The 22,516-nt window shown below is 65.1% G+C and carries 20 protein-coding genes; 6 read left to right on the top strand and 14 right to left on the bottom strand.

Annotated features, from left to right (window positions below; all coding sequences use genetic code 11):
* Positions 1–133 precede the first annotated feature (133 nt).
* The 3 genes from nagZ to PT85_RS01700 all read right to left on the bottom strand — a co-directional run bounded on the left by nagZ (position 134) and on the right by PT85_RS01700 (position 2,450).
* Complete coding sequence (gene nagZ / locus PT85_RS01710; RefSeq protein WP_139182065.1) at positions 134–1,129, bottom strand: beta-N-acetylhexosaminidase; 996 nt, start codon at positions 1,127–1,129, stop codon at positions 134–136.
* A 21-nt stretch (positions 1,130–1,150) separates the two neighbouring features.
* Entirely contained in the window at positions 1,151–1,675 is a 525-nt protein-coding gene (locus PT85_RS01705) for a L,D-transpeptidase (protein ID WP_027589313.1), read from the bottom strand.
* A gap of 67 nt (positions 1,676–1,742) precedes the next feature.
* Entirely contained in the window at positions 1,743–2,450 is a 708-nt protein-coding gene (locus tag PT85_RS01700) for a TetR/AcrR family transcriptional regulator (RefSeq protein ID WP_027589312.1), read from the bottom strand.
* Between the two features lie 186 nt (positions 2,451–2,636).
* Between PT85_RS01700 and lexA the strand changes: the two genes are divergently transcribed.
* A complete protein-coding gene (gene lexA / locus PT85_RS01695) occupies positions 2,637–3,248 on the top strand; it encodes a transcriptional repressor LexA (RefSeq protein ID WP_027589311.1) in 612 nt (203 codons plus the stop codon).
* 17 nt (positions 3,249–3,265) lie between these two features.
* Positions 3,266–3,718, top strand: coding sequence for an SOS-induced cell division inhibitor SulA (gene sulA / locus PT85_RS01690; protein ID WP_039562053.1), 453 nt, complete (start codon positions 3,266–3,268; stop codon positions 3,716–3,718).
* A gap of 6 nt (positions 3,719–3,724) precedes the next feature.
* On the opposite strand, the gene PT85_RS01685 is transcribed toward sulA, so the two are convergent.
* From PT85_RS01685 to fadB, 6 genes are all read right to left on the bottom strand, one after another.
* Positions 3,725–3,958 carry a hypothetical protein gene (locus PT85_RS01685; RefSeq protein ID WP_027589309.1) on the bottom strand — a complete coding sequence of 78 codons (234 nt, stop codon included), beginning with the start codon at positions 3,956–3,958 and terminating at the stop codon, positions 3,725–3,727.
* A 121-nt stretch (positions 3,959–4,079) separates the two neighbouring features.
* Positions 4,080–4,577, bottom strand: a complete 498-nt coding sequence (locus PT85_RS01680; RefSeq protein ID WP_039605754.1) for a DUF6586 family protein — start codon at positions 4,575–4,577, stop codon at positions 4,080–4,082.
* Between the two features lie 55 nt (positions 4,578–4,632).
* Positions 4,633–7,236: a type I DNA topoisomerase gene (topA, locus tag PT85_RS01675; RefSeq protein WP_039605753.1), complete on the bottom strand. Its 2,604-nt coding sequence runs from the start codon at positions 7,234–7,236 to the stop codon at positions 4,633–4,635.
* Positions 7,237–7,333: 97 nt separating this feature from the next.
* Complete coding sequence (locus PT85_RS01670; RefSeq protein WP_027589306.1) at positions 7,334–7,585, bottom strand: DUF1653 domain-containing protein; 252 nt, start codon at positions 7,583–7,585, stop codon at positions 7,334–7,336.
* A gap of 140 nt (positions 7,586–7,725) precedes the next feature.
* The gene (fadA, locus tag PT85_RS01665; RefSeq protein WP_027589305.1) at positions 7,726–8,901 is read right to left on the bottom strand and encodes an acetyl-CoA C-acyltransferase FadA; all 1,176 of its coding nucleotides are present in this window, start codon (positions 8,899–8,901) and stop codon (positions 7,726–7,728) included.
* 30 nt (positions 8,902–8,931) lie between these two features.
* A complete protein-coding gene (gene fadB, locus PT85_RS01660; protein WP_039562049.1) occupies positions 8,932–11,079 on the bottom strand; it encodes a fatty acid oxidation complex subunit alpha FadB in 2,148 nt (715 codons plus the stop codon).
* Between the two features lie 373 nt (positions 11,080–11,452).
* On the opposite strand from fadB, the gene PT85_RS01655 reads away from it, so the two are divergent.
* Positions 11,453–11,896: a universal stress protein gene (locus PT85_RS01655; protein ID WP_027589303.1), complete on the top strand. Its 444-nt coding sequence runs from the start codon at positions 11,453–11,455 to the stop codon at positions 11,894–11,896.
* A 95-nt stretch (positions 11,897–11,991) separates the two neighbouring features.
* Here PT85_RS01655 and PT85_RS01650 read toward each other — a convergent pair whose 3' ends face one another.
* Together PT85_RS01650 and PT85_RS01645 are read right to left on the bottom strand one after the other, a co-directional pair.
* Positions 11,992–12,675 carry a DUF6901 family protein gene (locus PT85_RS01650; protein ID WP_027589302.1) on the bottom strand — a complete coding sequence of 228 codons (684 nt, stop codon included), beginning with the start codon at positions 12,673–12,675 and terminating at the stop codon, positions 11,992–11,994.
* Between the two features lie 13 nt (positions 12,676–12,688).
* Positions 12,689–14,587, bottom strand: a complete 1,899-nt coding sequence (locus tag PT85_RS01645) for an ATP-binding cassette domain-containing protein (RefSeq protein WP_039605965.1) — start codon at positions 14,585–14,587, stop codon at positions 12,689–12,691.
* Positions 14,588–14,806: 219 nt separating this feature from the next.
* On the opposite strand from PT85_RS01645, the gene PT85_RS01640 reads away from it, so the two are divergent.
* On the top strand, positions 14,807–16,726 hold the full coding sequence (locus tag PT85_RS01640) for a transglycosylase SLT domain-containing protein (RefSeq protein WP_039605752.1): 1,920 nt from the start codon (positions 14,807–14,809) through the stop codon (positions 16,724–16,726).
* A gap of 181 nt (positions 16,727–16,907) precedes the next feature.
* On the opposite strand, the gene recX is transcribed toward PT85_RS01640, so the two are convergent.
* The 3 genes from recX to PT85_RS01625 form a co-directional block, all read right to left on the bottom strand.
* The gene (gene recX / locus PT85_RS01635) at positions 16,908–17,357 is read right to left on the bottom strand and encodes a recombination regulator RecX (RefSeq protein ID WP_039605751.1); all 450 of its coding nucleotides are present in this window, start codon (positions 17,355–17,357) and stop codon (positions 16,908–16,910) included.
* 11 nt (positions 17,358–17,368) lie between these two features.
* Entirely contained in the window at positions 17,369–18,418 is a 1,050-nt protein-coding gene (gene recA / locus PT85_RS01630) for a recombinase RecA (protein ID WP_027589298.1), read from the bottom strand.
* Positions 18,419–18,508: 90 nt separating this feature from the next.
* Positions 18,509–19,009 carry a CinA family protein gene (locus tag PT85_RS01625; RefSeq protein ID WP_039605750.1) on the bottom strand — a complete coding sequence of 167 codons (501 nt, stop codon included), beginning with the start codon at positions 19,007–19,009 and terminating at the stop codon, positions 18,509–18,511.
* 241 nt (positions 19,010–19,250) lie between these two features.
* Here PT85_RS01625 and mutS point away from each other — a divergent pair, with 241 nt between their 5' ends.
* The gene (gene mutS / locus PT85_RS01620) at positions 19,251–21,830 is read left to right on the top strand and encodes a DNA mismatch repair protein MutS (protein ID WP_175444377.1); all 2,580 of its coding nucleotides are present in this window, start codon (positions 19,251–19,253) and stop codon (positions 21,828–21,830) included.
* Positions 21,831–21,971: 141 nt separating this feature from the next.
* Positions 21,972–22,295, top strand: a complete 324-nt coding sequence (gene fdxA, locus PT85_RS01615; RefSeq protein ID WP_027589295.1) for a ferredoxin FdxA — start codon at positions 21,972–21,974, stop codon at positions 22,293–22,295.
* The last annotated feature ends 221 nt before the right edge of the window (positions 22,296–22,516 follow it).

Raw genomic sequence — 22,516 nt, 5'->3', positions numbered from 1 at the left:
TAGGGTGGGCAACGTTTTCCTTGCCCACCATCGCGCCGGCACGGCGCGCTTGCGGCCAGAACAGCGCTGACCGCACTACAACCCTGCCACCACCTGTAGCATCGAGGGTGGGACGGCCCCTAGTGAAAAGCCGCTACACCAATCCCGCACTACGAAGTTCGCTCAGCGCCTTCAGCCAGCGCGGCCGCTGCTTGTATTCGCAGGTCGCGTAACCACGGCCGCGCATGCTGGCCAGGCGCTGCGGCGCCTGAACCCGCAAGCGCTGCAAGGCGGACAAGGCCAGCTCCGCCGCGGCCCGGTCATTGCACACCAGCCCCATGTCGCAGCCTGCGGTCAGTGCCGCCTCGATGCGTGCCGCCGCGTCGCCTGCCACGTGGGCGCCGGCCATCGACAGGTCATCGCTGAAGATCACACCCTTGAAGCCCAGCTCGCCGCGCAGGATGTCCTGTAGCCAGCGACGCGAGAACCCGGCCGGCTGCGGATCCACTTCCGGGTAGATGACATGCGCCGGCATAACCGCCGCCAGGTCTTGCGCCAGCCGGGCGAAGGGCTGCAGATCGCAGGCGCGGATCTGTTCGAGGCTGCGCCCGTCTCGGGGGATGGCCACGTGGGAATCGGCTTCGGCCCAGCCATGGCCGGGGAAGTGCTTGCCAGTTGCGGCCATGCCGGCCTGGCGCATGCCACGAATGAAGGCACGTGCCAGCCGGGCCGCCCGCTCCGGGTCGCTGGCGAAGGCGCGATCGCCAATCACCGCGCTGTGGCCGTGATCCAGGTCCAGCACCGGAGCGAAGCTCAGATCCAGACCGACCGCCAGCACCTCGGTGGCCATCAACCAGCCGCAGTGCTCGGCCAACGGCTCGGCCCGGGCGCACTCGGCGATCCGGCGCATGGCCGGCAAGCGCACGAAACCCTGGCGAAGACGCTGCACCCGCCCGCCCTCCTGGTCCACTGCCAGCAGCAGGTCGGGACGCAGGGCGCGAATCGCGGCGCTCAACTCACGCATCTGGCGGGGACATTCGATGTTGCGGGCAAACAGAATCAACCCGCCGACCTGCGGCTGGCGCAGCAGTTGGCGATCCTCGGCGGTCAGCCAGGTGCCGGCGATGTCCAGCATCAGGGAACCCTGCAAAACAGTGCTCACGAAAAATCCTTATGACAATGGTGCACCGGCCCACTGTGGACACGGCGCTTCGTCGATACGCACCGGGCAGTAGGCCGGCACGCGGGGAAACAGCTTCAGCAGGTCACGGTTGCGCAAGCGTACGCAACCGTGGGACCCGGGCACACCCAAGGGCTCGCAGTCCGGCGTGCCGTGCAGATAGATGTAGCGACGGAAGGTATCCACTTCGCCCAGCCGATTGCGCCCTGGCTCACAGCCGCTGAGCCAGAGAATCCGGGTCAGGATCCAGTCGCGCGCCGGGAAAGAGGCATGCAGTTCCGGCGTCCAGATTTCGCCCGTCCAGCGCCGACCGCGCAGCACCGCACCCTCCGGCAGACCCTCGCCGATCTTCGCCCGCACGTAATGAAGGCCGCGCGGCGTGCAGCCGCTGCCCAGCCGCTCACCCGCTCCGTTGAGCGCGGTGGAAACCGGCACGCGCAGGCACAGCACGCCGTCAGCGAAGCCATACAGGCACTGATCGGCGAGCGAGATATGCAGGAAGTCGAGAGCAGGCATGGCATGACGGCCCGGAAACAGGCCGCTAGCTTAGCGCATGCCTACGTGGAGCCCAACCGCCCGGCGGTCAGGCCTTGGCGGGCGCATTGCCGGATTTGCTGCGCGGCTTGAGCTGAGCCGCCATCAGGTTCGGATCGGTGAGACCCGTGTCGGCGCGCGCGCCAGCGGCCAGGAACGGAACCATCATGCGCATGACCTGTTCGGTGGAGGTATGCACGCCGTAGTCGTTCTCCGCCATGGCGCGCAACGCCTTGATCCCCGACATGCTGAAGGCCGCCGCTCCGAGCATGAAATGCACGCGCCAGAACAGTTCCAGCGGCGGAATCTTGGGCGCGGCCTCGATCACCAGCAGCATGTAGCGGCGAAACACCCGGCCATAGACCTCCTCCAGGTACTTGCGCAAATGGCCCTGGCTCTGGCTGAACGCCAGCCCTAGCAGGCGCATGAAGATCGACAGGTCATTGCCGCTACGCGGCTTCACGGCCAGTGCCTGCTCCAGCAGCAGCTCGAGCAGCTCTTCCAGTTCCGGTTTATGCTCCGGCAGTGCCTGTCGGCGATCCAGTTCCTTTTCCAGGCTGGCGCAGAATGGCCCGAGGAAGCGCGAGAATACCGCCTGGATCAGCGCCTTCTTGGAGCCGAAGTGATAGTTGACCGCCGCCAGATTGACACCGGCCTTGCTGGTGATCAGCCGCAGCGACGTTTCGGCAAAGCCCTTTTCGGCGAACAACTGTTCCGCCGCATCCAGTATCCGCTCTACCGTTTCTGACTGAGCCATCGTCTTCATTCACCTGACAAACACTTGTTTGAAACATACGTTTTCGGTTGCGCCCAGTCAAGGCAACTTGCCGCAGGCATCGCAGCACTTGCGCACTTCGGCGATCGTCCGGGCGCCTGGTGATTGGCGAGCGGCAAAAACACTGTATATAATCCCAGCCACTGGATAAATACACAGAGGCTGGACATGCTGAAACTGACGCCCCGCCAAGCCGAGATTCTGGCCTTCATCAAGCACAGCCTGGAGCGCCACGGCTACCCGCCTACCCGCGCCGAGATCGCTCAGCAGCTGGGCTTCAAGTCACCCAACGCCGCCGAGGAACATCTCAAGGCCCTGGCCCGCAAGGGCGCCATCGAGATGATTCCCGGCGCATCCAGGGGCATCCGCATCCCCGAAGGCGAGCAACAGGAAAGCGACGAGGGCGGCCTACCGGTCATCGGCAGGGTCGCGGCAGGCGCTCCGATCCTCGCCCAGGCGCATATCGAAGACACCTTCAAGCTCGATGCCGGCATTTTCAAACCGCGCGCCGACTATCTGCTGCGGGTCCGCGGCATGAGCATGAAGGACGCCGGCATTCTCGATGGCGACCTGCTGGCCGTTCACGCCACCCAGGAAGCCCGCAACGGGCAGATCGTAGTCGCCCGCCTCGATGAGGAAGTCACCGTCAAGCGCTTCAAGCGTGACGGCAAACACGTCTGGCTGCTGGCGGAAAACCCCGAGTTCGCCCCCATCAAGGTCGACCTCGAGCACCAGCAACTGACCATTGAAGGCCTCAGCGTCGGTGTCATTCGCCGCTAGCCGGCAAGGAGCTTCCCATGCAGTACCAGCAGCAGATGCCCGATCGTTTCCAGCCTTCCCTGTTCGATCCCCTGCTGCTGCCCCTTGGGGAAGCCAGCGAACCGGCGGAAGCCGCCGACCATGTCAGCGAACTGTCGCTGCGCGGCGCGGCCGGGCATTGCCTGAGCCTGCTGGGACCCATCCTGCGGGAACTGAGTCAGGCAGCGGATGCCCGCTGGCTGACACTGATTGCCCCGCCCTCGCCGCTCACACCGGCCTGGCTGCGCAGCGCTTCGCTGAACCGCGAACGCATTCTGCTGCTGCAGGCCCGGGACCGCCAATCAGCCTTCAAACTCGCCTGCGAAGCCCTGCGGCTGGGGCGCAGCCATACCGTGGTCAGCTGGCTGCCGCTGTCGGTTCAGGAAAGCCGGGCACTGGCCCGTGCAGCCCGCCAAGGCTGCGCACAGAGTCTGAACATACGCATGAGCTGAGCGGGTTCAGTGCAGAACCCGCGGGCCATCCGACTCGGGAAGCTCACCTTCGACCAGTCGACCGGCCATCTGCAGTCCGGCACTCAGCATGGCCTTGGCTACCTCGACGTGCTGCCCCTGCAGGAATTCGCGAGCGTCAGCGGAGAACTCCAAGGTCACCAGCGTTTCCTCGTCTTCGGCGCGGCGCAACGCGATTCGGCCATCAGGCAGTTCGACGATTTCCAGGAAAGCGGTCGGCATAATTTCGATCCCAGCGAGAGGGCGCGCATTGTAGCAGCCCGACAGACATTGCCCTAGTGGTCGGACGAAGGGCCGGGGATACACGGCGCTGTGGCCGTGGCCGCTCCTGCCAAGCCAGCCCTCAGCTGTCGACCATCGCCTCGCGAAAGCGCAGAGCCAGGGCTTTGAGCTCGGACTGCCAAACCGTCAGCATCCCCGCATCGACAGGCAACGCCGATGGCGCGGCGCTGGTGACGATCAGCCCGTCATTCTCGGCCGGCTTGCGCGGTGCCAGGGGCGGCACAAAGAGTGCAGCATGGGCTTCGCGCAGGGCGGACAGCCAGCTGTCGCCACGCGCCGCCAGCTGGCGCAGCTCCGCCAGTTCGGGGCAGTCGACAGCAATGCCCAGCATAGATTCCACCGCCGGCGCATCGGCACCGGGCAGGCGATAGAAGCCGGCGATCTCCTGCAACAGGCCGAGCAGTGCGCCGTGCAGATGGAACAGCGCCGCCTCGCGCTCGGCCTGGGCACGACCCGCGGCATCCAGTACGGCGCTCTGTTCGGCTTCACGCAGCGCCTTGATGGCGAGACCGGCGAAGTAGAGCTTCTGGTTGGTTCGGGTATAGCGTTCCTGGGCCACGACGGCGCCCTCCGGTAATCTGCGGTACGTGCCGCGGCCTGGGCCGCGGCCCTGTTCAGCGCTTGTCTTCGACCTTCCACTGCCCGTTGGCATAGAAGGCACGCCAGCCGGTGGGCTTGCCATCCACCTCGGACTGCACGTACTGCTCCTTGCTCTTGCGGCTGAAGCGGATCACCGCCGGACGGCCGTCCGGGTCACTGGGCGGCGCGGACAGCAGGTAATGGTGCTTGGGATCCAGCTCGGCCTTGTGCGGCAGCAGCTCCAGCACCAGCGGCGCGCGGGTCTCGCGGTTCTTGGGGAACTGGCTGGCGGCCAGGAACAGCCCCGAAGCGCCATCACGCAGCACATAGGTGTCGCTCACCTTCTCGCACTTGAGCTCCGGCATCGGAATCGGGTCGCTCTTGGGCGGCGCCGCCTCGCCGCTCTTCAGCAGCTTGCGGGTGTTCTTGCAGCTGGCGTTGGTGCAGCCGAAGAACTTGCCGAAACGGCCGGTCTTGAGCTGCATCTGGCTGCCACACTTGTCGCACTCCAGGCTCGGGCCTTCGTAACCCTTGATGCGGTACTGGCCCTGCTCGATCTCATAGCCACTGCAATCCGGATTGTTGCCGCAGATATGCAGCTTGCGGGTTTCATCCAGCAGGTAGGCATCCATCGCCGTGCCGCATTTCGAGCAGCGATGCTTGTTGCGCAGCAGCAGGGACTCGGATTCCCCCTCGTCGTCCGCGGCGATCTCGTCGCCCGGCACCAGGTTGAGGGTGGACTTGCAACGCTCCTTCGGCGGCAGGCTGTAGCCGGAGCAACCGAGGAACACCCCGGTCGAGGCGGTGCGGATCATCATGGGGCGGCCGCATTCCTTGCACGGGATGTCGGTCAGCGTCGGCTGGTTGGCGCGCATGCCGCCCTCGCTGGCCTCGGCGCGGGCGAGCTGCTGGCTGAACCGGGCGTAGAAGCTGTCCAGGAGGTTCTTCCAGTCGCGCTCACCCTGGGCCACATCGTCCAGGCGCTCTTCCATGCCAGCGGTGAAGCCGTAGTCCATCAGATCGGCGAAGCTCTCCGACAGGCGATCGGTGACCACATCGCCCATCTTCTCGGCGTGGAAGCGACGGTTGTGCACGGTGACGTAGCCGCGTTCCTGAATGGTAGAAATAATCGCCGCATAGGTGGACGGCCGGCCGATGCCGCGCTTCTCCAGCTCCTTGACCAGGCTGGCTTCCGAGAAGCGCGCCGGCGGCTTGGTGAAGTGCTGGCTGGGGTCGAGCTTGAGCAGGTCGAGCGTTTCGCCCTCGGCCATATCCGGCAATACATCGTCTTCGCCCGGCTTGCTCTGTTGCGGCAGCACGCGGGTATAGCCATCGAACTTGAGGATGCGGCCCTTGGCGCGCAGTTCGAAATCGCCGGCGGCCACGCTGACGGTCGTCGACAGGTACTGGGCGGGCGGCATCTGGCAGGCCACGAACTGGCGCCAGATCAGTTCATAGAGACGCTCGGCGTCGCGCTCCATGCCCGACAGCTGGTTCGGACGCAACTGGACATCGGAAGGACGAATCGCCTCGTGCGCCTCCTGGGCACCCTCCTTGCTGGAATAGAGGTTCGGCTTTTCGGGCAGGTACTTCGAGCCGTACTCGGCCTCGATGAAACCGCGCGCCATGGCGATGGCGTCCTGCGACAGGTTGGTCGAGTCGGTACGCATGTAGGTGATGTAGCCCGCCTCATAAAGGCGCTGAGCCATCATCATGGTCTTCTTCACACCGAAGCCCAGGCGGTTACTGGCCGCCTGCTGCAGCGTGGAGGTAATGAACGGCGCGGAGGGCTTGCTGGAGGTTGGCTTGTCCTCGCGCTTGGCGATGCGATACGCCAAGCGCTTGAGGCGCTCCAGGGCGGCCATGGCCTGCGCCTCGTTGACCGGCTTGAACGCCTCGCCCTGTTCGCGCACGACTTCGAAACGCACCTTGTCCTGTCGCGCCGTGCCGAGGTCGGCATGGACTTCCCAGTACTCTTCCGGGACGAAGGCGCGGATTTCGCGCTCGCGCTCGACCACCAGCTTGACCGCCACCGACTGCACGCGACCGGCGGACAGGCCACGGGCGATCTTGGCCCACAGCAGGGGCGAGACCATGTAGCCGACCACGCGGTCGAGGAAGCGGCGTGCCTGCTGGGCATTGACGCGGTTCAGGTCCAGCTCGCCGGGGCTGGCGAAGGCTTCCTGGATCGCCTTCTTGGTGATCTCGTTGAACACCACGCGCTTGTAGCGGCTGTCATCGCCGCCGATGGATTCGCGCAGGTGCCAGGCAATGGCCTCCCCTTCGCGGTCCAAGTCGGTTGCGAGGTAGATGGTGTCGGCATCCTTGGCCAGGCGCTTGAGCTCCTCGACCACCTTTTCCTTGCCGGGCAGGATTTCGTACTGGGCTTTCCAGCCGTGCTCCGGATCGACACCCATGCGGGCGAACAATTGCCGCCGGGCCTTCTCCTTGGGCGAGAGGGTCGCGCCTTCGGCAGCGGCCTTGCCGCGCTTGGCCGGCTCCTTGGCGGCGCTCGAGCCGCTGGTCGGCAGGTCGCGGATGTGGCCGATACTCGACTTCACAACGTACTGGCTACCCAGATACTTGTTGATGGTCTTGGCCTTGGCCGGTGATTCCACGATGACCAGCGATTTACCCATGGGTTGGAGAATTCCTGACAAATAAATAAAGGAAGGGGCCGCCTTGCGCGGAACCGCTATATATAGTGGCGATCACGCCAAGGTCAAGCTGCCGGCGTCAAGGCTCCAACTCCGGCTTGAGTCCGATCAAGGGCGGCTCTTCCCGCACCAGCGCGAAGCGCGGCAGGCGCTCGCCATTCAGATCGACCGTTTCGCAGAACATGCGCAGAGGCCGGATCCACAGGCCGTATTCGCCGTACAGCGCCTGGTAAATCACCATTTCCTCTTCGTTCTCCGAATGGCGGGCCACACCGAATACCCGATATTCATGCCCCTTGTAGTGGCGATACACGCCAGTCGTTATGCGCATCGATACCACTCCGATAACACAGGATGCATTTGCGTCAGCAGGTATCGGCAGCCGCGCTGAAAACCACACCCGCTTTTTGCACCGACAAACCAAAAAAGAAAACCGGGGCACGAGGCCCCGGTCTTTTCGATCCCGTTCGCTTAGACGCGTTCGAAGACCGTGGTGATGCCCTGGCCGAGACCGATACACATGGTCGCGACGCCGAGGGTGCCACCATTCTGCTTCATCACGTTCAGCAGGGTGCCGGAGATACGGGCACCGGAGCAACCGAACGGGTGACCCAGTGCGATGGCGCCGCCGTTCAGGTTGACCTTCTGGTCCATCTTGTCCAGCAGCTTGAGGTCCTTCAGCACCGGCAGGGCCTGGGCTGCGAAGGCTTCGTTCAGCTCGACATGATCGATGTCGTCCATGCTCAGACCAGCGCGCTTGAGCGCTTTCTGGGTGGACGGCACCGGACCGTAGCCCATGATCGCCGGGTCGACACCGGCCACCGCCATGGCGCGCACAACGGCCATCGGCTGGATGCCCAGGTCCTTGGCGCGCTGGGCGCTCATCACGATCATGCAGGACGCGCCGTCAGTGATCTGCGAGGAGGTACCGGCGGTCACGGTGCCACCCTTCGGGTTGAATGCCGGCTTCAGCGAAGCCAGGCCTTCGTAGGTGGTTTCCGGACGGATGGTCTCGTCGAAGTCGAACACCTTCAGGAAGCCGTTCTCGTCGTAACCTTCCATCGGGATGATCTCGTCCTTGAACTTGCCTTCCTGGGTGGCGGCCCAGGCGCGCTGGTGAGAGCGCACGCCGAACTGGTCCTGGGCCTCACGGCTGATGCCGTGCATCTTGCCCAGCATTTCGGCGGTCAGGCCCATCATGCCCGAGGCCTTGGCGGCGTACAGGGACAGCTGCGGGTTCGGGTCCACGCCATGCATCATGCTGACGTGGCCCATGTGCTCCACCCCGCCGACCACGAACACGTCGCCGTTGCCGGTCTGGATCGCCTGCACGGCGGTGTGCAGGGCGCTCATGGAGGAACCGCACAGGCGGCTGACGGTCTGGCCGGCGCTGGTGTGCGGGATCTGGGTCATAAGCGACGCCATGCGGGCGATGTTCCAGCCCTGCTCCAGGGTCTGGTTGACGCAACCCCAGATCACATCCTCGACCTCGGCCGGGTTGATCTTGTCGTTGCGCTCCAGCAGTTTGCTGATCAGGTGCGCCGACATGGTCTCGGCGCGGGTGTTGCGGTGCATGCCACCCTTGGAACGGCCCATCGGGGTGCGGCCGAAGTCGACAATGACGGCGTCTCTCGGATTCAGACTCATATCTCTATATCTCGCTCTGTTCTGTCCGCATTAACCGAAGAACTTCTGGCCCTTGGCGGCCATTTCACGAAGCTTGGCGGTCGGGGTGTACAGCGCGCCCAGGTCGGCGTACTTGTCGGCCAGGGCCACGAACTCGGCCACACCGATGGAATCGATGTAGCGCAGCGCACCCCCGCGGAAGGGCGGGAAGCCGATGCCGTAGATCAAGCCCATGTCGGCTTCGGCGGCGGTTTCGACGATGCCGTCTTCCAGGCAACGGACGGTTTCCAGGCACAACGGGATCATCATGAAGTTGATGATGTCCTCGTCGGTGACTTCGCGCTGCTCGTAGACGATCGGGGCCAGCACTTCCTGGACGGATGCATCGACCACCTTCTTCGGCTTGCCGCGCTTGTCGGTCTCGTAGGCGTAGAAGCCCTTGCCGTTCTTCTGGCCCAGGCGGTTGGCCTCGTACAGCGCATCGACGGCGGTCTTGCGCTCTTCCTTCATGCGATCCGGGAAGCCCTCGGCCATCACGTCACGGGCATGGTGGGCGGTGTCGATGCCGACCACGTCCATCAGGTAGGCCGGGCCCATGGGCCAGCCGAACTTCTCCATGATCTTGTCGATGCGCACGAAGTCCACACCGGCGCTGACCAGCTTGGCGAAGCCGCCGAAGTAGGGGAACAGCACGCGGTTGACCAGGAAGCCGGGGCAGTCGTTGACCACGATCGGGTTCTTGCCCATCTTCTTGGCATAGGCCACGGTGGTGGCGATGGCGGTCTCGCTGGACTTCTCGCCACGGATCACTTCGACCAGCGGCATCATGTGCACCGGGTTGAAGAAGTGCATGCCGACGAAGTTTTCCGGGCGCTTGAGCGCCTTGGCCAGCAGGTTGATGGAGATGGTCGAGGTGTTGGAGGCCAGCACGGCATCTTCCTTCACCTGGTCTTCCACTTCGGCCAGCACGATCTGCTTGACCTTCGGGTTCTCGACCACGGCTTCGACCACGATGTCGACGTTCTTGAAGTCGCCGTAGGACATGGTCGGACGGATGGCGTTCAGCGCCTCGGCCATCTTGGCGGCGGTCAGGCGACCCTTCTCGACGCGGTTGCCGAGCAGCTTGGAGGCCTCGTTCAGACCCATCTGGATACCCTCTTCGCGGATATCCTTCATCAGGATCGGGGTGCCCTTGACGGCCGACTGGTAGGCGATGCCGCCCCCCATGATGCCGGCGCCGAGCACTGCCGCCAGCTGTACGTCGCGGGCCTGCTTGTCGTAGCCCTTGGCTTTCTTCTTCAGTTCCTGGTCGTTGAGGAACAGACCGATCAGGCTTTCGGCGACCGAGGTCTTGGCCAGCTTGGCAAAACCGGCAGCTTCGACTTCCAGCGCCTTGTCGCGGCCCATGTTGGCCGCCTTCTGGATGGTCTTGATGGCTTCCACCGGGGCCGGATAGTTCGGGCCCGCCTTGCCGGCCACGAAGCCCTTGGCGGTCTCGAAGCTCATCATCTGCTCGATGGCGTTGAGCTTGAGCTTTTCCAGCTTGGGCTGGCGCTTGGCCTTGTAGTCCAGCTCGCCAGCGATGGCGCGCTTGACCAGATCCAGGGCGGCATCACGCAGCTTGTCGTCGGCAACCACGGCATCGACGGCGCGCACCTTGAGGGCAGCATCGGCCTTGTTCTCGGCGCCGCCGGCAATCCACTCGATGGCGTTGTCGGTACCGATCAGACGCGGCAGACGCACGGTGCCGCCGAAGCCCGGGTAGATGCCCAGCTTCACTTCCGGCAGACCGATCTTGGCGCTTTCGGCCATTACGCGGTAATCCGCGGCCAGGCACATTTCCAGACCGCCGCCCAGGGCGATGCCATTGATGGCAACCACGGTGGGAACAGCCAGGTCTTCGAAATCGTTGAAGATCTTGTTGGCTTCGAGGTTGCCGGCGACCAGTTCAGCCTCGGGCAGCTTGAAGTTGTCGACGAATTCGGTGATGTCGGCGCCGACGATGAACACGTCCTTGCCGCTGGTCACGATCACGCCCTTGACGGAGGCGTCGGCCTTGATGCTATCGACGGCCTGACGGAGCTCGTTCAGGGTGAGGCGGTTGAACTTGTTGACGGACTCACCCTTGAGGTCGAAATTCAATTCGACGATGCCGCCCTCAAGAGCCTTAACCGTGATGGCTTTACCTTCGTAAATCATCAACTGATCTCCAGGTATGGAAGCTGAACTGTTATACATCGATCGCCGGATACCACAGGTTAGTGCCTGTCGCGGCGTGTTTACCGGCACACCCGTCGATGCATGGAGTCGTGCGTAATAGAGCAGTGCAAGGCAAACGCTCAATTCATACGATCGTTTGATTCGGGTGTGCCAACCTTCCTGCAAAAGGCCCGGCTTGTCAATTGGCGCTCTGCGCATTCCCGCATACCGCACCGGCCAATCGCATTCTGCTAGCATTCAGCCCGCTTTGTGGTGAACGTTAGCAACCCGTTCGAGAAATCATCATGAAACCCCGGCCGGAGCCATACTTGCCGCAATGGTGAATGACCCGGCATTCCAGGAGGAAATGATCATGCAGTACCAGCACATACTGGTCGCCATCGACTTGGCAGAGGAATGCCATCCGGTGGTGGAACGCGCCGCCACCCTGGCACGCAGCCACAATGCCCGGCTGTCGATCGTGCACATCGTCGAGCCCATGGCCATGGCCTTCGGCGGAGACGTACCGATGGACCTGTCGATGCTGCAGCAGCAGCAGTTCGACCAGGCGCGCGAACGCCTGGATACCTTCACCGGACGCTACGGCGACATGCTGCCGGCTGACCAGCGCCACCTCGCGTACGGCCAGCCGCGCCAGGAAATTCACCGCCTGGCCATCGAGCAGGGCTGCGACCTGATCGTGGTCGGCAGCCACGGCCGCCACGGCCTGGCCCTGCTGCTCGGCTCAACCGCCAACGACCTGCTGCACGGCGCGCCGTGCGATGTGCTGGCGGTGCGCCTGAAGAAAGAGGAATAGGGGAAGGCCTTGTGTGGGGGCGGCTTTAGCCACGATGCCTGGGTGCAGTCGCACCCAAAAGCTCGGGACTGAAGTCGCTCCTACAGGTCCGCGCTTTACTCCCCGCCCTCCCCGGCACTCATCACCAGCGGCCGGATCTTGTGCAGCTGGGTTTCCAGCGACACCGTCATGCTGTTGGCCATGGAGAAGAAGGTCAGGAATGCCTTGAGGTTGGAGTCGCCCTCACAAGTGGCGTGAATCCGTTGCCAGAAGGCCTGATTGACCAGTTGCAGCTGCTGGAACGCCTTCACCAGGCCGCGCAGTTCCCAGTCGGGGCGGCGACCTTCACGGCTGTTGAAGTACTGGCGCGCCAGGTACAGGGCCACGGCGCGCAGGATGAATTCGCGGTTGCTGGCGAACGGCAGGTGCTGCTGGGCCATGGGTCGCAGGCGCGCCAGCACCGGGCAGGCGCTGGTCGCCATGATCACGCCAAGCAGCGAGCGCAGACCTTCTTCCAGCCCCACCTGCTTGCTGTATTCGCGCTCCGGGGTGCGCACCCAAACGAAGGCCCGGGTCACGGCCGGCAATCCCTGGAAATCCTCAATGACTCGGTGCAGATCGACCGCCGCCGGACAATGCACGTGCTCGGCCTTGCTCAGCGGACAGTTGCCGCATTGCTGGTAATCCAGCCGCGTCCAGGCGGGCAATTTGTCCGCTGCGGGTCGCGGGTCGCGATCGAGTTCGATCTGGTAGCTGAACGTGTGTTCGTCGTCGAGGGTTATCCGGTACTCGATCGCCATTCAAGGCTCCTGGTCAGTCGTCCAATTCGGCCCACCTCTCGAGCAGGGCATCCAGCTCGTGCTGCAGGCTTTCCAGGCGAGCCAGGGCCGCACGGGTTTCCTCGGCCGGTCGCTGATAGAAGGACGGCGAAGCGGTTTCCCGCTGCAGGGCCGCCTGTTCCTCTTCCAGCGCTTCGATCTGTCCGGGCAGCGCCTCCAGCTCGCGCTGCTCTTTGTAACTGAGCTTGCGTCGCGGTGCCGCGACCGGTGCCGCAACTGGCGCAGGCGCCGGCTCTTCAGCCTTCGGCGCCTTGCCCTTTTCCTCGACGCCGAGCAGGCGCGGCGATCCGCCCTGGCGCAGCCAGTCCTGGTAGCCGCCGACGTACTCGCGCACCCGGCCGTCACCCTCGAACACCAGGGTGCTGGTCACCACGTTATCGAGGAACGCCCGGTCGTGGCTGACCATCAGCACGGTGCCCTGGAAGCCGAGCAGCACTTCCTCGAGCAGTTCCAGGGTTTCCACGTCCAGGTCGTTGGTGGGTTCGTCGAGTACCAGCAGGTTGGCGGGCTTGCTGAACAACTTCGCCAGCAGCAAGCGGGCACGCTCGCCGCCGGACAGCGCCTTGACCGGCGTGCGCGCGCGCTGCGGGCTGAACAGGAAGTCGCCCAGGTAGCTCAGCACATGGCGGCTCTGCCCATCGATGGTGATGAAGTCGCGGCCCTCGGCCAGGTTGTCGATGACAGTCTTTTCCGGATCCAGCTGCAGGCGCAGCTGATCGAAGTAGGCGACTTCCAGCTTGGTGCCGGTCTCGATGGTGCCGGACTGCGGCTGCAGCTCGCCGAGCAGTAGCTTGAGCAGCGTGGTCTTGCCCGTGCCGTTGGCGCCAAGCAGGCCGATGCGGTCGCCGCGCTGCAGCACCAGGGAGAAATCCTTGACCAGCGGCTTGCCGCCAGGATGGGCGAAGCTGACATGCTCGGCGACGATCACCTGCTTGCCGGACTTCTCCGCCGTCTCCAGCTGCAGGCTGGCCTTGCCCTGGCGCTCGCGGCGCTCGGCACGCTCGGCACGCATGGCCTTCAGCGCGCGCACGCGGCCCTCGTTGCGGGTGCGCCGGGCCTTGATGCCCTGGCGGATCCACACCTCCTCCTGGGCCAGGCGCTTGTCGAACAGCGCGTTGGCGCTTTCCTCGGCGGCCAGCTGTTGCTCCTTGTGCACCAGGAAGCTGGCATAGTCGCCGTTCCAGTCGATCAGGTGGCCACGATCCAGTTCGAGGATGCGCGTCGCCAGGCTTTGCAGGAAGGCCCGGTCGTGGGTGATGAACAGGACAGCGCCATTGAAGCCCAGCAACGCTTCTTCCAGCCAGGCAATGGCACCGATGTCCAGGTGGTTGGTCGGCTCGTCGAGCAGCAGCAGATCCGGCTCGGCCACCAGCGCCTGGGCCAGCAGCACGCGGCGGCGCCAGCCACCGGAGAGCTCGGCCAGGGTCTTGTCGGCCGGCAGATTGAGACGGCTCAGGGTACTGTCCACCAGTTGCTGCAGACGCCAGCCATCCTTGGCCTCCAATTCCTGCTGCACGTGCATCAGTTCGGTCAGATCGGCATCGCCCTGGATGTGCTGGCTCAGGTGGTGATAGCGCGCCAGCAGCTCGCCGACGCCGGCCAGGCCCTCCGCCACCACGTCGAACACGCTGCGTTCGTCGGCGCGCGGCAATTCCTGGGGCAGCTCGCCGATCTTCAGCCCCGGCGCCCGCCAGATTTCACCGTCATCCGGCGCCTGGGCACCCTTGGCCAGCTGCAGAAGGCTGGATTTCCCCGTACCGTTGCGGCCGATGACGCATACCCGCTCCCCTTTGGCGATCTGCCAGGACACACCGTCCAGCAGCGGCATGGCGCCGTAGGCGAGGGAAACATCGGTGAATTTGAGCAGGGTCATGGGCGCCTCCGAAAACTGGGCCGGCATTCTAACAGGAGCCCGCCCGGCGGACTCATCCATGCAGGCATGCCAGAAGAGCTCGCGAATGAATTGGCTCCCACGGGCTGCCCTGGGGAATGTGAGACACACAGCCTGTCGGAAGCACTTCCCCTGCCGACCGGCGTCAATCATCCATACTCCAGTTCGGATAAGCTCCGCCTTCGCGATTCTGGAAGTACCATGCGCCGATCTTTTCTCCTGATTGCCAGCCTTGCAGCCACCCTGTTGGCCCTGACCAGCCAGGCTGCCAGCCTCGACCAGCAGCGCCGCTGGTACGACGAGGCTTACGCGGCCCTGAAGAAAGGCGACGAAGGCCCGTATCGCCGGCATGCGGCCGCGCTGCGCAGCTATCCCCTGGAACCCTACCTCGCCTACGAGGCAATCAACCGCCGCCTGGGCAGCGCCAGCAACCGCGAGCTGGACAAATTCTTCACCGAACATGGCGACCTGCCCCAGGCATCCCGCCTGAAGCTGCGCTGGCTGCGCCTTCTGGCCCAGCGGCGCGACTGGCAGCCGTTCCTCGACCATTACGACCCGCGCCTGGAGCTCACCGAACTGGATTGCCTGTACGGTCGCTACCTGCTGGAAAGCGGCCAGCGGGAAACCGGCCAGGCCCAGGCGGAACGCCTGTGGCTGGTAGGCACATCCCAGCCGGACGAGTGCGATGGCCTGTTCCGGCTGTGGAGCAATCAGGGCGGGCTAACCGAAGATCTTCGCTGGCAGCGCCTGCGCCTCGCCACCCTGGCCGGCAACCTCGGCCTGGCGACCCATCTGGCCAGCAATCTCACCACACTGCGTGCCGACGGCCAGCTGCTGCTCGAGGTGGCCCGCACACCGGAGCGCCTGAGCCAGAGCCAGCGCTTCCTGCGCGACGATGCGCGCATGGCGGAGATCGTCGGCCTCGGTCTGCGCCGCCTGGCGCGTCGCGACCCCGAGCGCGCTCTGGAACTGCTCGACCAGTACGCGCCTCACCTCACCTTCCCCACCGAGGAGAAGCTGGCCATCGCCCGCGATCTGGGGCTACGCCTGGCGAAACGCTTCGATAGCCGCGCCCTGCGCCTGATGGCCGACTACGATCCGGAGCTGCGCGATGCAACGCTCGCCGAATGGCGCGTGCGCCTGCTGCTGCGCCTGGAACGCTGGGAAGAAGCCCACCAGCTCACCAACCGCCTCGACGGCGAACTGGCGCAAAGCAACCGCTGGCGCTACTGGCGCGCGCGCAGCCTGCAGCTGTCCCAGGGCGACACGCCCGAAGCGCTGCAACTGTACCGGCCGGTGGCGACCGAACGGGATTTCTACGGTTTCCTGGCCGCCGACCGCATCGGCCAGCCCCCCCGCATCGGGCACCGGCCCCTGCAGATCGATCCACAGGTCCTGCAGCAGGTGCGCAACAGCGCCGGCATTCGACGCGCCCTGGAACTCTACCAGCGCGGCCAGATCGTCGACGCGCGCCGCGAGTGGTACCACGTCAGCCGCCTGTTCAGCCGCGACGAGCTGATCGCCCAGGCCAAACTGGCCCATGACATGGACTGGCACTTCCCGGCCATCCGCACCATCAGCCTGGCGCAACACTGGGACGACCTGGACATCCGCTTTCCGATGGCCCACCGCAACACCCTGGTGCGCACGGCCCAGCAGCGAGGCCTGGAGTCCAGCTGGGTCTATGCAATCACGCGTCAGGAAAGCGGGTTCATGGATGATGCCCGCTCCCATGCCGGCGCCACCGGCCTGATGCAAGTGATGCCGGCCACCGCCCGGGAAACGGCGCGGCGCTTCGGCATCCGCCTCCAGTCCCCCCGGCAGATCCTCGATCCCGACCTCAACATCCAGCTGGGTACCGCCTACCTCAGTCAGGTGCACCGCCAGTTCGGCCACAACCGCATTCTCGCCACCGCGGCCTACAACGCCGGGCCGCAGCGGGTGCGCCAGTGGCTGAATGAGTCCCGGGAGCTGGAATTCGACGTCTGGGTGGAAAGCCTGCCCTTCGACGAAACCCGCCAGTACGTGCAGAACGTGCTGACCTACGCGGTGATCTATGGGGACAAGCTGGGCGCACCGCAGCCTTTGGTGGAAGGACACGAGCGGGTGGTGAAGCCATAGGCAGGACAGGTCTGCACCCACCGGATCAGCTCTCCGTGGGAGCGGACTTGTCCGCGAGCTTTATATGCGCAGTGGCGCTCCAATGGTGGACAAGAAAAACGTTGTCCACCCTACGAAACAGACCCGTAGGGTGAATCGCGCTCCATCGATCCACCAACGCGCCGCAAGGCGCGCCGCGGTTTCAACCGCGCAACAGCCGCGAAATCTGCTCCATCGAAAACCCCCGGTAGGCCAGGAACCGTCCCTGGCGAGCACGTTCCTTCGGATCCTGCGGGCGCACGCCGAAGCGCCGCTGCCAGAGCTCGTTCAACTGCTCGGCCCAGTCCACCCCGCATTCGCCGAGCGCTAGCTCAATCGCCTCGCGCGGCAAACCGCGCTGGGCCAGTTCCTCGCGAATGCGCAAGGGGCCGTAACCGGCGCGGGCGCGGGCGGCGATGAAGCTTTCCAGGTAACGGGATTCGTCGAGCAGCCCTTCTTCGGCCAGGCGGTCGAGGGCGCTGTCGATCAGTTCGGGCGTGGCACCGCGCCGGCGCAGCTTGCGCGCCAGCTCGACGCGACCGTGCTCGCGTTGCGCGAGCAGGTCCATGGCGGCCCGTCGCACGGCGACGGGCGTATCCAGCACGACAGGCATGGCTCAGCCGATCAGAGATCGTCCAGCTCGGCCACGTCTTCCTCGCTGTCGGCGCTGGCCTTCAGGTTGCCGGGGCTGACCAGCAGCTTCTCGCGGATAGCCTTGTCCAGGGTGCTGCGCACCTCCTGGTTGTCGTCCAGGTACTTGGCGGCGTTGGCCTTGCCCTGACCGATCTTGCTGCCCTGGTAGCTGTACCAGGCGCCGGACTTCTCCAGCAGGCCCAGTTGCACGCCCAGGTCGATGATCTCGCCGTTGCGGTAGATGCCCTTGCCGTAGAGGATCTGGAACTCGGCCTGGCGGAACGGCGGTGCCACCTTGTTCTTTACTACCTTGACGCGGGTTTCACTGCCGACCACCTCGTCGCCTTCCTTCACCGCGCCGATGCGGCGGATGTCCAGGCGCACCGAGGCGTAGAACTTCAGGGCGTTACCGCCGGTGGTGGTTTCCGGGTTGCCGAACATCACACCGATCTTCATGCGGATCTGGTTGATGAAGATCACCAGGCAGTTGGCATTCTTGATGTTGCCGGTGATCTTGCGCAGCGCCTGGGACATCAGGCGGGCCTGCAGGCCGACGTGGGAGTCACCCATCTCGCCTTCGATTTCCGCCTTGGGCACCAGCGCGGCCACGGAGTCGACGATGATCACGTCCACGGCGTTGGAGCGCACCAGCATGTCGGTGATTTCCAGGGCCTGTTCGCCGGTGTCCGGCTGGGAGACCAGCAGGTCGTCGACGTTGACGCCCAGCTTGGCGGCGTAGTCGGGGTCCAGCGCGTGCTCGGCGTCGACGAAGGCGCAGGTGGCGCCCTGCTTCTGGGCTTCGGCGATCACCGACAGGGTCAGGGTGGTCTTGCCGGAGGACTCCGGACCGTAGATCTCGACGATACGGCCCTTGGGCAGGCCACCGATGCCCAGGGCGATATCCAGGCCCAGGGAACCGGTGGAAATGGCCGGAATGGCCTGGCGGTCATGGTCGCCCATGCGCATCACCGCGCCCTTGCCAAACTGCTTTTCGATCTGGCCCAGGGCCGCCGCCAGGGCGCGCTTCTTGTTATCGTCCATTGAGAAGTCCTCGCTAAATTCGACAGGGCCCGACGGCCACCAAACAACTGTATAAGTAGCCAGTATTAGAGCATAGGCTTCCGCACTCGCCTACCCCTCGAACGGATTTTCTCCGACGGCCAGCCGGATCAGACCATTCAATGCCGCCTCAACCGACTGACGGCGCACTTCGGCACGATCGCCGGCGAACTGGAAGCGATGCGCATGCACCTGCGGGCCATCCGCCCAGGCCAGCCAGACGGTGCCGACCGGCTTGTCCGGCGTGCCGCCGTCCGGTCCGGCGATGCCGCTGACCGCCACCGCGAAGCGCGCCCCGCTGTGCTGCTGCGCACCCCGCGCCATGGCCTCGACCACTTCGCGGCTGACCGCGCCGACGGTGGCAAACAGCTCCGCCGGCACGCCCAACTGGGCAATCTTCTGGGTGTTGGAATAGGTGACGTAACCCGACTCGAACCAGGCAGAGCTGCCGGGAATGCGGGTAATGGCCTCGGCGATACCCCCGCCCGTGCAGGATTCGGCGGTGGTGGCCTGGGCCTGCTGCGCCAGCAAAGCGGCGCCCAGGCGCTTAGCCAGGGTGGTGAGCGCGTCCATCGTTACTCCTTCAAGATCAATCGAGCAGTACCCTACACCAGGTCGCTGGCCCGCGTGGCAGAGCCGGCTAACAGCTCACGAATGAATTCGCTCCCACAGGTTCGGAGCAGGGAGCGAATTCATTCGCGAGCTTCTTGGAAGCAGACCTGTCCCCGAGCTTTTGGCATCACGCCCACAGCTCCCGCGCCGGAAATGGTAATCTTCCCCGCTTTTCGAACACCCAGCCAGCGCCCGGATTCCCATGCCCAAGGACACCCTCGACCTCTCGTCCCACACGCCCATGATGCAGCAGTACTGGAAGCTCAAGAGCCAGTACCCGGAGCAGCTGATGTTCTATCGCATGGGCGATTTCTACGAGCTGTTCTACGAGGACGCGAAGAAGGCCGCCAAGCTGCTGGACATCACCCTCACCGCGCGCGGCCAGTCCGCCGGACAGGCGATTCCCATGGCCGGGATTCCCTTTCACTCTGCCGAGGGCTACCTGGCCAAGCTGGTCAAGCTCGGCGAGTCGGTGGTGATCTGCGAGCAGATCGGCGATCCGGCGACCAGCAAGGGCCCGGTGGAACGCCAGGTAGTGCGCATCCTCACCCCCGGCACGGTGAGCGACGAAGCACTGCTCGACGAGCGTCGCGACAACCTGCTGGCCGCGCTGCTCGGCGACGAGCGCCTGTTCGGCCTGGCCGTGCTGGATATCACCAGCGGCCGCTTCACCGTGCAGGAGATCAAAGGCTGGGAAGCGCTGCTCGCCGAGCTGGAACGCCTCGATCCGGCCGAGCTGCTGATTCCCGACGACTGGCCCCAGGGTCTGCCCGCCGAGAAGCGGCGCGGCAGCCGCCGCCGCGCGCCCTGGGATTTCGAGCGCGACACCGCCTTCAAGAGCCTCTGCCAGCAATTCGGCACCCAGGATCTCAAGGGCTTCGGCTGCGAGGGCCTGACCCTGGCCATCGGCGCCGCCGGCTGCCTGCTCTCCTACGCCAAGGAAACCCAGCGCACCGCCCTGCCGCACCTGCGCAGCCTGCGCCACGAGCGCCTGGCCGACACCGTGGTGCTGGACGGCGCCAGTCGGCGCAACCTGGAAATCGACACCAACCTCGCCGGTGGACGCGACAACACCCTGCAATCGGTGCTGGACCGCAGCCAGACCGCCATGGGCAGCCGCCTGCTCGGCCGCTGGCTGAACCGCCCGCTGCGCGACCGCGCCGTACTGGAAGCCCGCCAGGACGCCATCGCCTGCCTGCTGGAACGCTACCGCTTCGAAACCCTGCAGCCGCGCCTGAAGGACATCGGCGACGTGGAGCGCATCCTCGCCCGCATCGGCCTGCGCAACGCCCGCCCGCGCGACCTGGCGCGCCTGCGCGATGCACTGGCCGCGCTGCCCGACCTGCAACAGGCCATGGGCGATCTGGAAGCGCCCCATCTGCAGAGTCTGGCCACCAACGTGCGCACCTACCCCGAGCTGGCCGACCTGCTGCGACGCGCCATCATCGACAACCCGCCGGCGGTGATCCGCGACGGCGGCGTGCTGGCGCGCGGCTACGACGCCGAGCTGGACGAACTGCTAGCACTGTCGGAAAACGCCGGCCAGTACCTGATGGACCTGGAAGCCCGCGAGAAGGCGCGCACCGGCCTGCCCAACCTCAAGGTCGGCTACAACCGCATCCACGGCTACTACATCGAACTGCCGCGCGTGCAGGCAGAACAGGCGCCGGCCGACTACCAGCGCCGCCAGACCCTCAAGGGCGCCGAGCGTTTCATCACTCCGGAGCTGAAGGCCTTCGAGGACAAGGCGCTGTCGGCCAAGAGCCGCGCGCTGGCCCGGGAGAAACTGCTCTACGACGAACTGCTGGAGCTGCTCATCGGCGAACTGGCGCCGCTGCAGGAAACCGCCGCCGCGCTGGCCGAGCTGGATGTGCTGAGCAACCTGGCCGAGCGTGCGCTGACCCTGGATCTTGCCCGCCCGCGCTTCGTCGAGGAGCCGTGCCTGAAGATCGAGCAGGGCCGCCATCCGGTGGTCGAGCAGGTGCTGACCACACCCTTCGTGGCCAACGACCTGACCCTCGACGACGCCACGCGCATGCTGGTCATCACCGGCCCGAACATGGGTGGTAAGTCCACCTACATGCGCCAGACCGCGCTGATCGTGCTGCTCGCCCACGTCGGCAGCTTCGTGCCGGCCAAGGCCTGCGAACTGTCCTTGGTAGACCGTATCTTCACCCGCATCGGCTCCAGCGACGACTTGGCCGGTGGACGCTCCACCTTCATGGTGGAGATGAGCGAAACCGCCAACATCCTGCACAACGCCACCGACCGCAGCCTGGTGCTGATGGACGAAGTGGGCCGCGGCACCAGCACCTTCGACGGCCTGTCGCTGGCCTGGGCGGCCGCCGAGCATTTGGCCAAGCTGCGCGCCTGGACGCTGTTCGCCACCCACTACTTCGAGCTTACCGTGCTGCCGGAAAGCGAGCCGGTGGTGGCCAACGTGCACCTGAACGCCACCGAACACAACGAGCGCATCGTCTTCCTGCACCACGTACTGCCCGGCCCGGCCAGCCAGAGCTACGGCCTGGCCGTGGCGCAACTGGCCGGCGTGCCGTCACCGGTGATCCAGCGCGCCCGCGAGCACCTGGCGCGCCTGGAAGTCACCAGCCTGCCCCACGAGGCTCCGAAAGCGCCCCAGGGACAATCCGTCGCACCCGTGCAGAACGACCTGTTTGCCAGCCTGCCACACCCCGTGATCGACGAGCTGGCGCGGCTCCACCCGGATAATCTGACCCCGCGTCAGGCGCTCGAATTGTTATATGCGTGGAAGAGTCGGATATAACCGACCCGCGCGGGAGCTGTTAGAATCCGCGCGTTTTTGATATCGGAGCTTGCCCGGTTGCCTGAGCCGCGGCGGTCCCTGTTTCGAGCGGGAGCCTGGCAAAGACCAGACCCAGCCGTCGCCTGAGGAGAGAGATAGGCCATGACCTTCGTCGTCACCGACAACTGCATCAAGTGCAAATACACCGACTGCGTGGAAGTCTGCCCGGTGGACTGCTTCTACGAAGGCCCGAACTTCCTGGTCATTCACCCGGACGAGTGTATCGACTGCGCCCTGTGCGAACCCGAATGCCCGGCCCAGGCGATCTTCTCCGAGGACGAGGTGCCCGAGGACCAGCAGGAGTTCATCGAGCTCAACGCCGACCTGGCGGAAGTCTGGCCGAACATCACCGAGCGCAAGGAACCCCTGGCCGACGCCGAGGAATGGGATGGCGTGAAGGACAAGCTGCAGTACCTGGAGCGCTGATAGCTTCCCGGTAAAACGACAAGGCCCGCGAAAGCGGGCCTTGTCGTTTGTGGAGATTCAGCTCTGCCAGGCCCTTCCCGCCCCCGTAGGGTGGATCGCGCTCCACCGATCCACCATGCGCGCCGCAAGGCGCGCCGTACCTGGCACGATGGTGGACAAGCAAAGCGTTGTCCACCCTACATATTTGCGGGAGCGGCTTCAGCCGCGACCGCGCTTTTGGC

This window comes from Pseudomonas flexibilis (genome assembly GCF_000806415.1).
In the GTDB taxonomy this organism is placed as follows: domain Bacteria; phylum Pseudomonadota; class Gammaproteobacteria; order Pseudomonadales; family Pseudomonadaceae; genus Serpens; species Serpens flexibilis.
This window is presented reverse-complemented; position numbering and strand designations above follow the sequence as displayed.

Coding starts and splice junctions, on each gene's coding strand:
- PT85_RS01705 (WP_027589313.1), bottom strand. CDS start 1,675: ATGCCTGCTCTCGACTTCCTGCATATCTCGCTCGCCGATCAGTGCCTG.
- PT85_RS01655 (WP_027589303.1), top strand. CDS start 11,453: ATGCAGTACCAGCACATACTGGTCGCCATCGACTTGGCAGAGGAATGC.
- lexA (WP_027589311.1), top strand. CDS start 2,637: ATGCTGAAACTGACGCCCCGCCAAGCCGAGATTCTGGCCTTCATCAAG.
- PT85_RS01700 (WP_027589312.1), bottom strand. CDS start 2,450: ATGGCTCAGTCAGAAACGGTAGAGCGGATACTGGATGCGGCGGAACAG.
- PT85_RS01645 (WP_039605965.1), bottom strand. CDS start 14,587: ATGACCCTGCTCAAATTCACCGATGTTTCCCTCGCCTACGGCGCCATG.
- fadB (WP_039562049.1), bottom strand. CDS start 11,079: ATGATTTACGAAGGTAAAGCCATCACGGTTAAGGCTCTTGAGGGCGGC.
- PT85_RS01670 (WP_027589306.1), bottom strand. CDS start 7,585: ATGCGCATAACGACTGGCGTGTATCGCCACTACAAGGGGCATGAATAT.
- recA (WP_027589298.1), bottom strand. CDS start 18,418: ATGGACGATAACAAGAAGCGCGCCCTGGCGGCGGCCCTGGGCCAGATC.
- PT85_RS01625 (WP_039605750.1), bottom strand. CDS start 19,009: ATGGACGCGCTCACCACCCTGGCTAAGCGCCTGGGCGCCGCTTTGCTG.
- fdxA (WP_027589295.1), top strand. CDS start 21,972: ATGACCTTCGTCGTCACCGACAACTGCATCAAGTGCAAATACACCGAC.
- sulA (WP_039562053.1), top strand. CDS start 3,266: ATGCAGTACCAGCAGCAGATGCCCGATCGTTTCCAGCCTTCCCTGTTC.
- PT85_RS01640 (WP_039605752.1), top strand. CDS start 14,807: ATGCGCCGATCTTTTCTCCTGATTGCCAGCCTTGCAGCCACCCTGTTG.
- topA (WP_039605753.1), bottom strand. CDS start 7,236: ATGGGTAAATCGCTGGTCATCGTGGAATCACCGGCCAAGGCCAAGACC.
- recX (WP_039605751.1), bottom strand. CDS start 17,357: ATGCCTGTCGTGCTGGATACGCCCGTCGCCGTGCGACGGGCCGCCATG.
- PT85_RS01685 (WP_027589309.1), bottom strand. CDS start 3,958: ATGCCGACCGCTTTCCTGGAAATCGTCGAACTGCCTGATGGCCGAATC.
- mutS (WP_175444377.1), top strand. CDS start 19,251: ATGCCCAAGGACACCCTCGACCTCTCGTCCCACACGCCCATGATGCAG.
- PT85_RS01650 (WP_027589302.1), bottom strand. CDS start 12,675: ATGGCGATCGAGTACCGGATAACCCTCGACGACGAACACACGTTCAGC.
- fadA (WP_027589305.1), bottom strand. CDS start 8,901: ATGAGTCTGAATCCGAGAGACGCCGTCATTGTCGACTTCGGCCGCACC.